Raw genomic sequence first — 14128 nt, 5'->3', positions numbered from 1 at the left:
ACCGCCGGTCCGGCGTCCCAGGGGTGGCCACCCCCCTGACCTGCGAGGACGTCGCGTGTCCCAGGTTGTGGCCACCCCCCAAACCATCACAAATGATCTTCCCCGAGGAGTGCCCCCGATCATGACCCACCCCGCCCGCAACGACCCGGAGACCGTCTACACGATCACCCAGGCCCCCCGGGGTGCCGCACCGGTCGCCCCGTACGCCCAGCCCCGCCCGGCCGCGGCGGAGATGCCCCTTCCGGGGGCCGAGCTGGTCACGCTTCCCGGCGGTGAGCAGCAGTGGGCTTACGTCCGCCCCCGGGCCGATCTGGTGCCCCTTGCCCCGGCCCGGCAGCCGATACCGGCCTGGGCCAAGACCGCGGCCCTGCTGATCTGGTCCGCCTCCGGCAGCGCCGCCCTCGCCGGGTACGGGCTGTCGCTGGCCGGCCCCTGGCTCAAGGCGCTGGCCTACACGCTCATGGCCTTCGCCGTGGCCGTCACGGTCGTCGCGTTCGTCGTCCGCGGTCTCTCGTCCGGCTCCCGCCGTCGCGGGGGCGGCGGGAGCACCACCGCCGAGGCCACCGCGACCGCGACCGGCCGCACGGTCCTCGGAGGCAAGGTCACCGCCACCGCAACCGCCATCGCCACCAACAAGTAAGGAGAACCGTCCACATGACTACTGCCTCACTGAATCTCCGCGGAGCCCTGACTCTCGGCGGAGTCGCCGTCCGCTGTCCCGGGCGGGAGAACGCCCCGGCTCCGCGCCGCCTGAATCTGCTGGTGTCCGGGACGGCCGTCATGGCGTCCTGCGGAGAAAAGCACCCGGGAAGGGACGGCGGCAGGAAGGTGAAATGCTTCTTCGCCGTCGAGGTGATCACCCCCGCCATGGTGAAGACCATCACCGAGAAGTTCGACCCCAACAAACGCTTCCGGGTGACCCTGCCCGGGGGAAAGGTGCTGGAGGGCAGGCGCGGCCCGGCCGCCAAGGCCGCGCCTGCCGGTACCGCCTCCTCTGCGTTCGCCGCCAAGAAGGCCGCAGCGCGGGGCGGAAAGCAGCCCGCGGCCCGGCGCGGCGGAGGCGGGGGACTGGTCGCCGCCCTCAACACCGTCACGGCGGTGGCCGGCACCGCCACCGCGGCCGTCAACGCCGTGGGCGCCACGGCCGGGGCCGTCGGCAAGGGCTTCGATATGGGGCGCGAGGTGGGACGCGAGGGGATGAAGGCCGGGCATGCCGCCATCAAGGCCGCCGACAACGCCAGTGCCCGGCGCTTCGCCCGCGACAACCGCAGCTCCGACGGCGACGGCGAGTGACCCACCGTGGGGCTCCGACCGGGAGCCCCACGCGCGGCGCGTACCGAGATCCGTCCGGCTCGGGCACCCCCCCCTTGCCCGGCCGCTTCAATTCTGGTAATGTTGTCGGTGTTGGGAGAGGTTGGCACCTCGGCCGACGCCACCACTCGAAACCCTGCTTCGGAGGCACCCGTGCGTATCCGACCCATCCTGAAGAACCGTCAGTGCCAGCAGTGCGGCACCTATAACAACCCGCTCCGTCTGACCTGCATGGTCTGCGTGATGCCGATGCGCGGCGTCTCTGGCCCCCAGGCCCGTGCCGCCACCGTCGTGCGCCGGGTGGCCGACGTGGTCGGGGCGGCCGGGCGCTGGGCCCTCCCCCTTCTCGCGGTCGCCGCCTTCGTACGACGGGGCACCGAGCTGGACCTCTACGACCTGGTGCCCGCCCTGGCGGCCTACGGCGCAGGCCAGTTCCTCACGCTCCTCCTAGAGGGCGTCGCCGAGTGGATCGCCCCCGGCCCCACCTGGCAGGAGGTTGCCGAGGACCTGCGCGAGACGGAGAAGAAGCTGGCGGGCAGCGGAAGCCTGGTGCGCGCGGTCGGTGAGCTCAGCCGCCACGGCGGCATCGCCCCGGTCATCGGCATCCTGCGGGCCCTCGGGGCCTACGCGATGTACGAGAAGGAAGCGGCGCAGGAGGCCGGGGACGTCCAGGATGCCGACGGGCAGGAGCGGCTGGAGCAGGCGCTGACGGCGGCGGCCGACGAGATGGACGCGGACACGGCGTGCACCTGGCACTGACGGCTGCCCGCGGTCCCGGCGCACACCTTGTGGTGCCGGGGCCAAGGGGAGCCGGGCAGTCCCGCCCGCCTCCGTGTCCACCGATCAAGGAGTCACCGCCCCATGGCGAAGTACGTCGTCACCGCCACTTCCCGCTCTGGCCAGAAGGTCAACGCCATCACTGGCGCTCCGAGCGATGAGAAGGCCATCCACAGCGACAAGGAGCTGCGCGAGTTCAAGGCGGCGGCCGCCGCCGACCCGCGCGACCTGGACGTCACGGTCCGACCCCTGGACTGACTGAACACCCGCCCCGGGGGCGGCGGTTGGCACCGCCGCCCCCGGCCCGCTCGAACCCCGACCGCACCGCGAGAGGCACCCCGTGATCCGCATCATCTCCTTCGGCTACGGCCACGCCCCAGCCCCCGACGCTGTGGCCACCTACGACCTTCGCGAGCTGTTCTACAACCCGTTCCACAACCCCGAGCTGAAGCACCTCACCGGCCTGGATGAGGCCGTGTACGAGCACGTCCTGGCGACGCGCGGCGTCGAGCCCCTCGCCCAGGTCGCCGCCTACCTCGCGGTCAACCTCCACGACACCGCCCGCGGCGGCGACATCACCATCGCCTACGGCTGTATCGGAGGCAGGCACCGCTCAGTCGGCCTTGCCCGCCGCACCCAGGAGATCGTCCGGCTCACCGGCCGCGAGACGGCCATCGTGCACCGCGACGTCGACAAGCCGCTGCTTCCCGCCTCCGCCCACTGACCAAGGAGACATCCGCATGTTGTTCCGCCGGAACAAGCCCCCCGTGACCCACACCCCGCACGGCACCGTCTACGGCACCTTCCCGCAGCAACCCGAGCGCCCGCGCGTCGAGTACGTCGGCCTCACCCTCGCCGAGATGGAGGCGTTCGAGCGCATCCTGCTGCACGCCGACGAGTGCACCCGCCGCGCCCGCCCCGACATCGGACACAGCAGCTACACCACCGAGCTGATCGGTCGCCTCTACCAGAGCGCCGGCGCCGCCTCCGTCATGCAGCCCGACCCCGACCTGGTCCGCATCCCGATCCAGAAGGCTGACTTCATGTGGCTGGAGTACTCGATCCGCGACATCGAGATGTACCGGGGCAACCTCCAGACGGCCCGCGACGCCCGCCAGCTCCTCAACCGCTGCAACGCCCTGCTCGGCCAGCAGCGTGCCGTGATCCACATGGGCGGCACCCCGATGTTCGACCCGGACGCCCCGGCGCCGGTCAGCGTCGACGTCCCTGAGCTCCCCGCCCACTGACCGATCCTTCGGCGGCCGCCGTACGGCGGCCGCCCTCCCACCCCGGCCCTCCAGCGGCCGGAAAGGAATTCCCGTGGCATTCCCTAAGACCGAGACCGTCCCCGACGCGCTGCGCGCCTGGTCTGTGAACTGGTCGGAGTACGCGCCGGTGGACATCACGCCGCCCGCGCTGCGGCCGGACTCCCTGGCCCGCGAAGTGCCCGACTGGGCCGAAGGCGCCGCCAGCCCGACCGACGTAGCCAACTGGCGCCAGCGGCAGGACAACGCGCTCGTTCCCTACGCCCTGGACGAGCGGGGGTGGCCGCTCCACCCCCACGGCCGCACCGGCCGCACCGGCCGCAACCTCGGCCGCTGGGCCGAGAACGCCGCCGCCGACCCCATCGTGGTCGCAGGCCACGGCCGGCACCGGCACCTCCTGCTGATCACCCGAGAGGACATCGAGGTGGAGGCCATCCCGGGCGGCATGGTCGACGACGGCGAAACCGCGCCGAAGGCCCTTGTCCGCGAGCTCCAGGAGGAGACCGGGATCGACCTGGCGGGCCACCAGCCCGTCATCCTGAGCCGCGAGATCGTCGACGACTGGCGCAACAGTGACCACGCCTGGGTCGCCAGCACCAGCGCTCTGTATCAGCTCCCCGAGCAGGTCACCGCTCTCGCCGCAGATGACGCCATCGATGCGAACTGGTGGCCGTTCACCTCCCTCACCCACCTCGACGCAGCGATCACCGCCGCCGGACGCACCCTCTACGCCGCACACCGTCCGCTGCTCCGCCGAGCCCTGGACCACCTCGACCAGCACTGACCCACCGAAGAGAGGACTGCACCATGCCCCGCTCCGCCGCCCGTGCCTGGTCCGCCGCCCGGACCCTGGACGACCTCGGTGAACTCACCGCCCAGTGGCTGGAGGGGGGCCTGGCAGCCCTCCCCGGTGACGCCTACCGAGGAGGGCCCGACGAGGAGACCGGCCTTCTGGTGCCCGTGCTCGCCGCCTTGAACCGGGCGGGGATCGTGACCCTCGGCTCTCAGCCCGGACTCCAGGGCCCGGCGTTCGACGGGAGGCAGTGGTGCCAGCGTGCCGCTGTCGACTGCCTCACCGACGCGGCCGGGGCCCAGCGACTCCTGCGCACCGCCCGGGATGCGGAACTCCTGCACTCCGTCCACCAGGTCCGCCGCTCCGGTCCCGTCCCGTACATCGTGGTCACCACATGGGGCGGACAGGCGCATACCGCGTTCGGCAGCCGAATCCGCCGGCGCGACATCCGCCGGAGCTACCAGGGGTGCCACCGTGACGCTCTGCGCGCCGTCGTCGACGCCCACCAGGTCACCCTCGTTGACCCCCAGTGGGGCCGGGACTCCCTGCTGTGGCCCCGGCTGACGGGGCAGCTCACCCACCTGGGCCGCTGACCTTCTCCGGGCCGAGGCGGACCGAACCTCTTGCGCGTCCGGTTCAAACCTGGTAATGTTCTTCTTGTTGGGAGGGGTTGGCACCCCGACCGGCAGCACTCGAAACCCACACCCCCCGGAGGCACTTCATGCCCACGTCCGAAACCGTCAAGCAGCTCCAGGCCGAGGCCGCCGCAGCCTTCAAGAAGCACAACAGCCCGCAGACGGCGGCGGCCGCCCGCACCGCGAGCGGCCAGGCGCGGACCAACGGCAACGCGGCGGCCGGTATGCCGCGCGGCTCGCGCGGCTGACCCACCCTGCCCGCCCCGCCCCGGGGCGGACCGCCGAGACCGGCGGCCGCCCCGGGCCCTTCCCCCGTACGGAGCCGTAGAGATGACGACCTGTCCCACCCACCAGAGCACCGCCCCGCCGCCGCCCCAGAGGCCGCACAACACCCAGGCCAGCAACCTCGTGTGCAAGGGCTGCGCCGCCCCCGCGGGCAGCCAGGAAGAACGCCGCAACCACCACTGCCCGTGCTGCGGCGAGCAGTTCGCGACCGGCTGCACGGGGCGGCCGGTCCGCCGCATCTGTCACCACTGCGGCACCTTCGACACCCACGCGAACCAGTGGCTCCCCCCGGCCGATCCGATCCTGAACCTGCTCGGCAAGCGGTACACCCTCAGCCCCTGGTTCCGGGCGTGGGAGGCGGCGGCGCTGCGCTTCGGCCGCGACATCGCCCACCACCTGGCCCAGGTGACCACCGAGATCGACCAGACGCACCTGTACGGGGAGATCGCCTTTCGGGGCTCCGTGCTCGCGATCCGGTACAGCGAGGGCACGTTCGAGGCGGCGAGCGACTGCCCGCGCCGCGCCGAGTGCCGCCGGGGCCGGGTGTGGACCCCGGTCGCGATCCGCGAGGACCTGCTGAACGTCCGTCAGTACGGACCCGGCAGCCGTTCCTCCGAGTGTGACCGTGCTTCCCGGCACAGCTGACTTAGCCCGTGCTGCCCGGCCCCGACGGGTCCGGGCAGTGCGGGCGGAGCCGGACCGACCGGACCGCTACCTCACAGACCGGAGACACCTTGTCCAGCTACACCCTCACCCCGCTCGGCGGAGCTCCCGCCGGCCGTACCGTCCGCGTCGGATGGGACGCCCCGCTCGCCTCTTTCTTCGCCAACGTCTGGGACGAGTCCGACGGCGAGGACGCCGAGAACAACGACCTGGTCCGCGAGGGAGGCGCGCCGTACGCCATCAGCGACGTCGACACCGTGCTGGAGCGCGTGAACGCGTACGCCGCGATCCCGGAGGACCTGCGCGAGCGGCTGCTTGCCGACTGTGCTGCCGAGGGGGACAGCTTCCGGGGCCGCCCCGCGACCCACCTGGTCGGCACGTCCGCCCTGCCGCACGCCCGCAGCCCCCAGCAGTCCGACGCGATCCGCGCGGCCCTGCGCTGACTCATTCCGCCCGGCCGGGGCGGCGGTTGGCACCGCCGCCCCGGTACCGCTCGAAACCCACACCGACAACGTAAGGAACTCTTCCCGCCATGCCCGCCACGCAGACCGACGCCCTGCTCAATCGTGTCCGTTCCGATCTCCGCCGTTCCGATGCCAGCCCTCAGCAGCTGAGGTGTGCCCTCGCCGAGGTCGTGCCCGCAGCCGAGGAACTCCTGGCCCAGGTCGCCGACCTCCAGGGCCAGCTCGCCCAGGCCCGCACGTGCCCGGTCACCGGCTTGCCGACCCGGTCCGCATGGACCGCGCGGGCCCAGGACGTTCTGGCGGCGGGCCCCGCGGCGGTCCTGCTCTGTGACCTCGACGGGTTCAAGCCGGTCAACGACCGCTTCGGCCATGCGGCGGGCGATGCGGTGCTTGCCGCCGTCGGCGTCCGGCTGGCGGAGTGGGCCGCCGTCGAGGGGGCGGCGGCTGGCCGGCTCGGCGGCGACGAGTTTGCCGTGGCTCTTCATGACGCCCCCGGCCTGGCCGCGCGCGTCGCACGGCTGCACACCCTGCTCACCGCCCCCGTCGCCTACCGCGACCTGAACCTGAGTGTCGGCGCGTCCATCGGCACCGCCCGCACCGCCAACCTCGCCGCCCCCGACCTGTCCGCCGCGCTCAAGCGGGCCGACGCCGAGATGTACCGGGCCAAGGGCCGCGGCCGCCGCGGCCGCCGCCTCGCCCGGATCACCTCCCTGCGAACCCCCAGCGGGCGGGAGTTCCGGCACGCGGCCATCTGCAACATCGGCGCCCTCTACCTCGCAGCCACGACCGTGGGCCCATCGCTCCGCAACGGCTTGTCCGGAGCCGCCGAGGCACTCTCGCAAATCCGCATCTGAACTCCGTACCTGCGACTTGACGCACAAGTCACCTGCACGCCCCACCGCCGAACAAGGAGAGACCTGATGCCGAGTCACATAGCCCTGAATCCGCCGAAAAACGAATGCCGACAGTGCTGGCTGCACGCCTATGACAGCGACGAGCAGCACAGGAGCCTGGGGCCGCGCGAGGACTGCCCGGCGTGCGTGGACCACATGCTCAACGGGCACGGCGACATGATCGTGACCTGATCCAGGTCCCGCACACCCCGTCACCCTGCGGGCTGTCATCGTCTGTTCCCGCCCGGAGCGTCCGAGCAGCGCGACACAGTAGGGGTCCGGGGCCGCGGATATCGGCCCCGGACCCCCTCCGTACAACCTAGGAGAGAAAGCTGCCGATGAGCGATACCACTGCTCTGGATGCCGCGAAGATCGACATCCGCCGATGGACCCAGCAAGAACCGGGCGCCCGCGCCGGCTACGGCCCCAGCGTCCTGTACGTCCCCAGCGTCCTGGAGGAAGCCGCCGAACTGCTCGGCAAGCTCTACGCCGCAGGCCAGGAACACCACATCGAGCGCGAGGACTGGGCCGCCGCTACGAGCCTGCCGCTGGGCGTCCTGGACGTACTGGTCGCCCGGTACTGCTCTGGCGTCACGCTCACCAGCATCGCACTGCACGCCGCCAGGGACGCCCTGACCAGTGCGCTCAGCGCCATGCAGGTGACCGTACAGCCGGGCCAGCGCATCGCCGTCGCTCCGCTGCCCGGCGGCCCGGCGTGGGGGAGCAGGGGACAGAGCGGGCTTTCCCTCGGCCTCACCCGCGCGGGCTGGGACATCGCCGTCGACGAGACCGCCAGCCGGCCGCTCCCGATCGCCGCCCCGACCACCGAGGAGGGGGCGCGCGAGGTCGCCGGCCTCGTCCACAAGATCCTGCGGGGCGAGGCCACCGACCCGTTCGCCGCACCGCTCCCGAAGGGAGCCAGCGCATGACCGACTCCTCGCACCGCCTCCTGCTGCCCGATGACGAGGACTGGCTGGGCCTGCTCATGGGCATGGAGGAACCGCTGCTGTTGCAGCTGTCCCTCAACACGCGCGACGCCCGCGCCGGGGACGAGGACGTGTGGGAGGTGCCCGCAGACCTGGACACCGTCGCCGCCCACGACGCATGGGGCCGGATCATCCAGGCCCTGCCCGAGCCGCTGCGCGAGGGCGCCCGCAACAGCGGCCGCTACGTCCCTGCCGAGACCCGGCCCGCCGGGCAGTACACCCTCTACGCCCCCGACGGCCGGTACGAGCACACCCCGCTGTATCCGGTCAACATCGACCAGAACGACGTCGCCGCGCTGGTCGCGCTCCTGGGGCACCTGCGCCGGGCCCTGGAGGGCAAGGGCGGTAGCCAGCTCGGCGAATTCCTGGAGTCGCTCGCCGGTGACTGGGCCGAGCCCGGCCGTGAACCCGACGCCAAGCGGCTCGTCGGCGACTTCGCCCGCGCCCTGGCCGTGCTCCAGCTGGAACGGCAGCCCGACGTCGAGCTGCTGCTGAACGCTCTCGCCGCCGTAGGCCCGGACGAGCGCGCCACCGACCCGATCGTCCTCAGCCCGCCCCAGGAGGACGCCTACCAGCGCTACATGACCCGGGTCTCGTCCGCGGTCGCCGGGGGCGACCGCCACGAGTACGCCCTGCACCGCTTCGCCAACGACTGAGAAGAGGACCACCCATGCAACACGACGTCACCCCGAGCCCGGCATCGCTCACCGAGGAAGAGATGACCGCTGCCCTCGAAGCCACCGCCCAGCTCAGCCGGAGCGAGCTGAAGCGCGCCGCCACCCACCTGCTCACCTTCACCGGCCTGCCCGGCCGGGCCGACTTCGCCCGCCACACCGCCCTGATGTGGGAGGACGACCCGGACGCCGGCCGCGTCCTAATCGCGGAAGTCGACTGGGACGCCCTGCGCGACGACACGTCGATGCCCCTGAGCGGGTCCACCGACAAGCTGCTGCACCTCGCGCTCAGCTACGCCAAGGGCCGCCCCGTCCACCTGAATGCCTACCTCCACAGCTTCGGCACGGCAACGGCGAAGCGCGTCCTGGACGCCCGCTGGCTCGACGAGCGCAGCACCAGGCCCGTGCCGGCCGGAGGCGGAAGGGTGACGTGATCCTGCTGGAGCACCTCCCTGGTTGACCCGCTCGCTGCGGCCCGCACACACGACGGTGCGGGCCGCAGCGCTGTGCGTGGCCACGGGCGTTCGGCTGCCTTCCAGGACCAGCTGTGCACGGTGGAACGGGTCGATATGGTGGCCCCGTTGCCCCCCGCTCACGCGGGGATGGACCGATTGATGAACTCGCTGTTCCGGCCGGTCGAATGCTCCTTCCCCCGCCGCTGCGGGGGTGTTCCCACATGGTGGCTCACGGCCATGCCGCGACCTTCTGCTCCCCCCGGCCGCCAGGCAGCGGGAGCCTGCCGGTTGGAGCTGAACCTTTCTGGACACCGGGCCCCGGCGCAGCCGGGGTCTTTCGCTTGCCCCCTGGCCCCGACTCGCTCACGGGCCGGCGGCTAGTTCGTCGTGTTGCCGGCCTCAAGGAAATGCCAGGTCAGATGCCCTTTTCAGGCTTCCGGATCAGGTTCAAAGGTGGTAGTGTTTTACATGTTGGTCGGGGTTGGCACCCCGAACGGCGCCACTACTCGAAACCCCCTTGGAGGACCCCTTGACCCCTGCTCGCCGTGCCCGAACCGCCATTGCCGCGATGCTCGACCACCCCGAAGCCACCCGCGGGCCCGTCCCGTCCGCGAAGGCCGCCCGCGCGGCTCTGCGTCCCCTGGATGCCCTCTCCCGCGCGGCCCGCGCCCGCGAAGGCGTCACGAGCGCGCGGGAACTGGTGGCCATCGCTGTCCGCGATGCGCTCGCCGACGCGTTCCACCTCGGGCGCACCTACGCACTCAGCCCCCAGGACCTGGAGCAGCTGCACATCGTCCGCCTGTCGGGCCGCCCCTTCCCTGAGAAAACCACCGACCGCGCCGCGGCCCTCGCCTGCTACGTCGGCAACCTGCGGTGTCTCGCGGACGCGTACGGACTGTGCGAGGACGAGCTGTTCGACGGTGCGGAGGAGGTCTACAAGCACGAGATCGCGTAACCACTCACCCCGCCGGGGCGGCGGATGGCACCGCCGCCCCGGCTCCCCCTCGAAACCCGACGCCGGAGGAGAAACCCGTGAACACCGCCGATGCCACAGAACTGTGGGCTGAGCACCAGGTCACCATGCTCGCCGACGGTGCGCAGGACTGGACCGTCCCGACGTACGGATCGCTGGCCTGGAGCCAGCTTCCACCCGACGACCCCCGCCGGTTCGCCGCAGTTGTCGAGGCCGCCGAACACGGCCGCCGTCAGGCCGCAGAGGAGGAGCGCCTGGAGCAGCTCGCCGACGACGACCCCGCAGCCTGGTATGCCGAGGTGATCGCCGGAGCGAACGACGAAGCCCGTCGCCTGGCCGGCCGCCTTGCACGGATGCGCACCCTTGCCGAGCTGGAGGCCGTACGGACTCACCGGCCACCCCACCAGCTACGAGCCACCCCCGGGTGGCCGCCCGTCGCGATCCCCGGCCAGCCCGGCCGGTACCTCTATCCCACTGCGTACGCAGCGGCCGCCTGACCAGTTCGCGGCCGCGCAACGTTCAGAGGGTGCGGCGGAGTCGTGGTGAGGGACGGAAAAGCGGCTGGCAAGGAGGGCGGCGGCCCGGCCCGGAGGGGATGTGCGAGCCGCCCCGCTGATCCCCTGAAAAGCCTGATCAGAGGCCCCTTTCCACTAGGCGATCCGGTCCAATTCTGGTAGTATTGAGCTTGTTGGAAGGGGGTGGCACCCCGGACAGCGAACCCCCTCGAAACCCGAGACCGAGAGAAGGAGTGCGCCCCTATGGCCAAGTCCAAGGCATCGAAGACCCGTACCCGCATTGACGCCCTGCGGGCAGTGATCGACAAGGAGTGCACCGCGCCGACCTGCCAGGAGTCGGGCGTGTGCCGCCACGAAGGCGAGAAGGACGCCGCCCGTCACATGCTCGGCCGCCTGCTGGAGAAGCTGAAGGGCGCGGCCGGGGACGAGCGCGAGGAGCGCGCGCGGATGTGGGCCGCAATCTACGAGCGCGGCTACGACGACTACGGCAACACCTTCCGCACGGGTGCCAAGTACCGCTCTGGGCAGTCGATGAAGGAACGGGCCGCAGGTATCCGCGCGGACATCAAGATGGCGCGCAAGGTCGGCACAACCCCCCTCGTGCAGGAAGAATCGGGGCTGGTGTCTCAGGCGGTGGAGACCTACCGGTTCGACCCCATCGGGGAGGCGCCCGCACAGATCAAGTTCCGAGTCCGCATCGGCGCGGGCTACGGCTCCATCCGCATCGGTGTCGACAACATCCCGCAGGAGTGGGGATGGATCGCCGAAGAGGTGGACGACTACCGAGGCGGGACATTCACCCGGTGGCACCGCACGCAGGCCCTGAAGGATCTTGAGGCAGAACTGAAGTCGATCGGGGAGGCATACAACGCCGATCACGGCTCCAACCTCATGACGGACTGTTTCGCGCAAGCGTTCTTCGTCTTCGTCGAGTTCGACGACCCCGAAACGCTCGCCCGGCATGCCAGGTACGAGCGCGAGCAGGAGAGCCGCCGCGCCTGATCCGCCCGCACGCCGCGCCTCCGCTTCCCATCCGGCGGGGCGCGGCGTTCGGTATGGGTGCAGCGCCGCACGCTGGGCCGGGCCCAAAGTGGCTCGGCCCTGGAGGCCGTGTAAGTCCAGGGAAAGCCTGCTCAGAGGCACTTTCACACTTCCCGGTCAGGTGCAAAACTGGTAGTATTGAACTCGTTGGAGAGGGTTGGCACCTCACCGGCATCATCACTCGAAACCGAAGAACGAGGGCAGCATGACCGACACCACGACCCGATACCGCTACGGCAAGCCGGACGACAGGGGGTGCACGCCGGTCTACGTCGACGGCGCGGCGGAACCGGCCGGACACGTAAGGAACCTGGGCCGAGGCACCCTCCCCTGGTGGTCCGAGGGAACCGGGAGCGGAGGGGCCGGGAGCCACCACGCCACCAAGCACGAGGCCGCCGAACGGCTGGTGAGATCGGTCGACATCCACGCACAGCTCGACCGCATCTTCGACCGCATCTTTACGGACCGTCGCCACTACCGCACGCAGGCCCCGGCCGGGTGGCGGTTCGTCGACTGGACCGAGATCGAGCGCGAGGGATACCGCCAGGTCCGCCCCGTGCACCGCGCCCCGCACATCCACGGAGACGAGGGGGAGCGCTACCCCGACGCCTTCGCCGACCAGCCCGTAACCCTGACCCGGGTCACGACCCTGCACAACGGATGTGTCCTCGTGTCCGGCACCGAACCCGGCGACCGGCCCCCGTACGTCCTGCTGATGGACCCCGCACACGTGAAGCTCGGCGCCCTGGTGCGCGAGCGGGAGCCGCGCTACGTCGCCCCTGCTGGTGAATGCATGGGGTGCGAGCAGGACGGAGCGCTCTACCAGGCCGGAACCCGGCTCGGGTGCGCCAGCTGCACGGCGGCCGACCTCGGTATCTCCGTGACCGATCTGCCGGGCACCACCGCAGTCGCCGACGAAGGTGAGATGTGGTGGTCGGTGGGCGACACCGTACGGCGCAAGGGCGAGATCCCCGACGAGAACACGGAACCCGAAACCGGCCGCGTGATCGAGACGGAGACGTTCATCGTCGAGCGCACACGCAGGGTGGCCGTCGACTTCGGCGACCGCTATCCCGTGCTCTGGCAGCCCGCCGGACTCACCCCCGTCGAATAGCACCACCGCTCCGGCCGGGGGCGGCGCATGGCCGCGCCGCCCCCGGCCCCTCGAAACCCGACACCGACCCGAAAGAGGACCATGAACACAGCCGTGGCAACCCCCTCCGTCGCGAGCATCACCACCCTGCTGGCCGCCGCCGGACACCACCCCGTCGCCACCGGCCGCGACGGTTTCACCCTCCGGCCGACCGCCGACACCGCCGCCCTGGTCCTCACCTACTGGTGCGAGCCGCGGAACGCCCATGAACACCTGACGTGCGGACACATCCGCCGCAGGAAAAGCGCGCTTGAGGAGTGCGCAAACGTAATTCGCGACGCCGGACACCAAGTCACTTGCACTCCCACGATCCACTACCCGGGCCGACCGGCAAGGGAGTCCGCAATCATCTTTCCGGCCCCGGAGCCCCAGCCAGAGCCCGCCGATCCTGCACGGTGCTCCTGCACCTCCGCCGAAGTCTGCCCGCGCGCTGAACTCCGCGCCGTCGCGGCCGCCAACCTGGACCAGAAGACGGCGGCCGCGCGCAACGCGCTCCTTGACGCGCTGCACGAAAGCTCCGTCGAACCGGTCAACCACGCTGCGGGCGGCCCCGAAGGCGTCGCGGCCCTGCTCGACCACTCGCGCAGCATCCTGGCAGCGCTGCCCCCCGCACCCGACGAGTCCGCCGTACGAGCCGACCTCGAATGCCGGGGCTGCACCTCTGCCGCGTGCCTCGCTTCCAACCAGCTCGCCCGCGCCACCCTGAACAGGGCCGCCACTCTGGCCGCTGTACGCGCCGTCACTCTGGCCGCCGCGCGCACCATCCTGGACCGCGCCCATCTGGCGCTCACCCCCGGTGACCGGTGGAACAGCACACGCACGACCGCCGCCGACCACCTGTTCCGGGTCCATCTCACCGCCGCAGCCGCCCTTGCCGTCCCCGCCGACGAGGTACACGGCCGCTACCGGGGAGCTCGCCGTCGTCGCGGCGGACTTGCCGTCAACCTTCGGAAGGGCCGCACCCAGTACTGGTTCGTCGGCTGGAGCCGGGCCATTTGGTACTGAGTCACATGGAGGGGCGGAAGCAACCAGCTTCCGCCCCTCCGCCCTGTCCGGACGCGGAGCGGTGCCGACAAGCCGACGAGGCGCGGTGAGCTGCGCACGCAGGCAGTGTGTGCCCTGTGTGGGCGCCGGCCGCGATGTCGGGGGCCTGGCTGGTGCGCGGCTTCGTGGTGGGTGCACCGGGCCTTTGGCCCGGTAGCCGGGGGCTCTGCCCCGCGGACCCCCGCCAGCGCCAGGGGCGCG

General features: G+C 71.4%; 21 protein-coding genes. All 21 read left to right on the top strand.

From position 1 onward, the window contains the following. The first annotated feature begins 121 nt into the window (after positions 1-121). The 21 genes from HNQ79_RS29810 (at position 122) to HNQ79_RS29710 (ending at position 13888) form a co-directional block, all read left to right on the top strand. On the top strand, positions 122-640 hold the full coding sequence (locus HNQ79_RS29810) for a hypothetical protein (protein ID WP_185036101.1): 519 nt from the start codon (positions 122-124) through the stop codon (positions 638-640). Positions 641-654: 14 nt separating this feature from the next. Then, on the top strand, positions 655-1293 hold the full coding sequence (locus tag HNQ79_RS29805; RefSeq protein ID WP_185036100.1) for a hypothetical protein: 639 nt from the start codon (positions 655-657) through the stop codon (positions 1291-1293). A gap of 171 nt (positions 1294-1464) precedes the next feature. Then, on the top strand, positions 1465-2070 hold the full coding sequence (locus HNQ79_RS29800; RefSeq protein WP_185036099.1) for a hypothetical protein: 606 nt from the start codon (positions 1465-1467) through the stop codon (positions 2068-2070). A 102-nt stretch (positions 2071-2172) separates the two neighbouring features. After that, entirely contained in the window at positions 2173-2346 is a 174-nt protein-coding gene (locus tag HNQ79_RS29795; RefSeq protein ID WP_185036098.1) for a hypothetical protein, read from the top strand. 82 nt (positions 2347-2428) lie between these two features. Next, the gene (locus tag HNQ79_RS29790; RefSeq protein ID WP_185036097.1) at positions 2429-2812 is read left to right on the top strand and encodes a RapZ C-terminal domain-containing protein; all 384 of its coding nucleotides are present in this window, start codon (positions 2429-2431) and stop codon (positions 2810-2812) included. A gap of 16 nt (positions 2813-2828) precedes the next feature. Next, positions 2829-3335 carry a hypothetical protein gene (locus HNQ79_RS29785; RefSeq protein ID WP_221508295.1) on the top strand — a complete coding sequence of 169 codons (507 nt, stop codon included), beginning with the start codon at positions 2829-2831 and terminating at the stop codon, positions 3333-3335. A 73-nt stretch (positions 3336-3408) separates the two neighbouring features. After that, a complete protein-coding gene (locus HNQ79_RS29780; RefSeq protein WP_229923719.1) occupies positions 3409-4137 on the top strand; it encodes an NUDIX domain-containing protein in 729 nt (242 codons plus the stop codon). Positions 4138-4160: 23 nt separating this feature from the next. Further along, positions 4161-4739: a DUF6919 family putative SAM-binding protein gene (locus HNQ79_RS29775; protein ID WP_185036096.1), complete on the top strand. Its 579-nt coding sequence runs from the start codon at positions 4161-4163 to the stop codon at positions 4737-4739. Between the two features lie 128 nt (positions 4740-4867). Continuing rightward, positions 4868-5029, top strand: a complete 162-nt coding sequence (locus HNQ79_RS29770; RefSeq protein WP_185036095.1) for a hypothetical protein — start codon at positions 4868-4870, stop codon at positions 5027-5029. Between the two features lie 82 nt (positions 5030-5111). After that, on the top strand, positions 5112-5711 hold the full coding sequence (locus HNQ79_RS29765) for a hypothetical protein (RefSeq protein ID WP_185036094.1): 600 nt from the start codon (positions 5112-5114) through the stop codon (positions 5709-5711). Between the two features lie 89 nt (positions 5712-5800). Further along, positions 5801-6172 carry a hypothetical protein gene (locus HNQ79_RS29760; RefSeq protein WP_185036093.1) on the top strand — a complete coding sequence of 124 codons (372 nt, stop codon included), beginning with the start codon at positions 5801-5803 and terminating at the stop codon, positions 6170-6172. An 89-nt stretch (positions 6173-6261) separates the two neighbouring features. Continuing rightward, positions 6262-7047 carry a GGDEF domain-containing protein gene (locus tag HNQ79_RS29755; RefSeq protein WP_185036092.1) on the top strand — a complete coding sequence of 262 codons (786 nt, stop codon included), beginning with the start codon at positions 6262-6264 and terminating at the stop codon, positions 7045-7047. A gap of 66 nt (positions 7048-7113) precedes the next feature. Next, positions 7114-7278, top strand: coding sequence for a pRL2-8 (locus HNQ79_RS29750; RefSeq protein WP_185036091.1), 165 nt, complete (start codon positions 7114-7116; stop codon positions 7276-7278). A gap of 146 nt (positions 7279-7424) precedes the next feature. Beyond that, positions 7425-8015 (top strand): hypothetical protein, encoded by a 591-nt coding sequence (locus tag HNQ79_RS29745; protein WP_185036090.1) that lies wholly within the window; start codon positions 7425-7427, stop codon positions 8013-8015. Continuing rightward, a complete protein-coding gene (locus HNQ79_RS29740; protein WP_185036089.1) occupies positions 8012-8728 on the top strand; it encodes a hypothetical protein in 717 nt (238 codons plus the stop codon). Before HNQ79_RS29745 ends, HNQ79_RS29740 begins: the two co-directional genes overlap by 4 nt. A gap of 14 nt (positions 8729-8742) precedes the next feature. Then, the gene (locus HNQ79_RS29735) at positions 8743-9180 is read left to right on the top strand and encodes a hypothetical protein (RefSeq protein WP_229923718.1); all 438 of its coding nucleotides are present in this window, start codon (positions 8743-8745) and stop codon (positions 9178-9180) included. Positions 9181-9730: 550 nt separating this feature from the next. Further along, entirely contained in the window at positions 9731-10156 is a 426-nt protein-coding gene (locus tag HNQ79_RS29730; RefSeq protein ID WP_229923717.1) for a hypothetical protein, read from the top strand. A 77-nt stretch (positions 10157-10233) separates the two neighbouring features. Continuing rightward, complete coding sequence (locus HNQ79_RS29725; RefSeq protein ID WP_229923716.1) at positions 10234-10671, top strand: DUF2742 domain-containing protein; 438 nt, start codon at positions 10234-10236, stop codon at positions 10669-10671. A 261-nt stretch (positions 10672-10932) separates the two neighbouring features. After that, on the top strand, positions 10933-11691 hold the full coding sequence (locus tag HNQ79_RS29720) for a hypothetical protein (RefSeq protein WP_185036087.1): 759 nt from the start codon (positions 10933-10935) through the stop codon (positions 11689-11691). 244 nt (positions 11692-11935) lie between these two features. After that, on the top strand, positions 11936-12844 hold the full coding sequence (locus HNQ79_RS29715) for a hypothetical protein (RefSeq protein WP_185036086.1): 909 nt from the start codon (positions 11936-11938) through the stop codon (positions 12842-12844). An 81-nt stretch (positions 12845-12925) separates the two neighbouring features. Next, a complete protein-coding gene (locus HNQ79_RS29710) occupies positions 12926-13888 on the top strand; it encodes a hypothetical protein (RefSeq protein ID WP_185036085.1) in 963 nt (320 codons plus the stop codon). Positions 13889-14128 lie beyond the last annotated feature (240 nt).

Origin of the sequence: Streptomyces candidus (genome assembly GCF_014207445.1) — a bacterium.
Lineage (GTDB): Bacteria > Actinomycetota > Actinomycetes > Streptomycetales > Streptomycetaceae > Streptomyces > Streptomyces candidus.
Note: the sequence above shows the minus strand (reverse complement) of the source record. Positions and strands in the feature narration are given on the sequence as shown.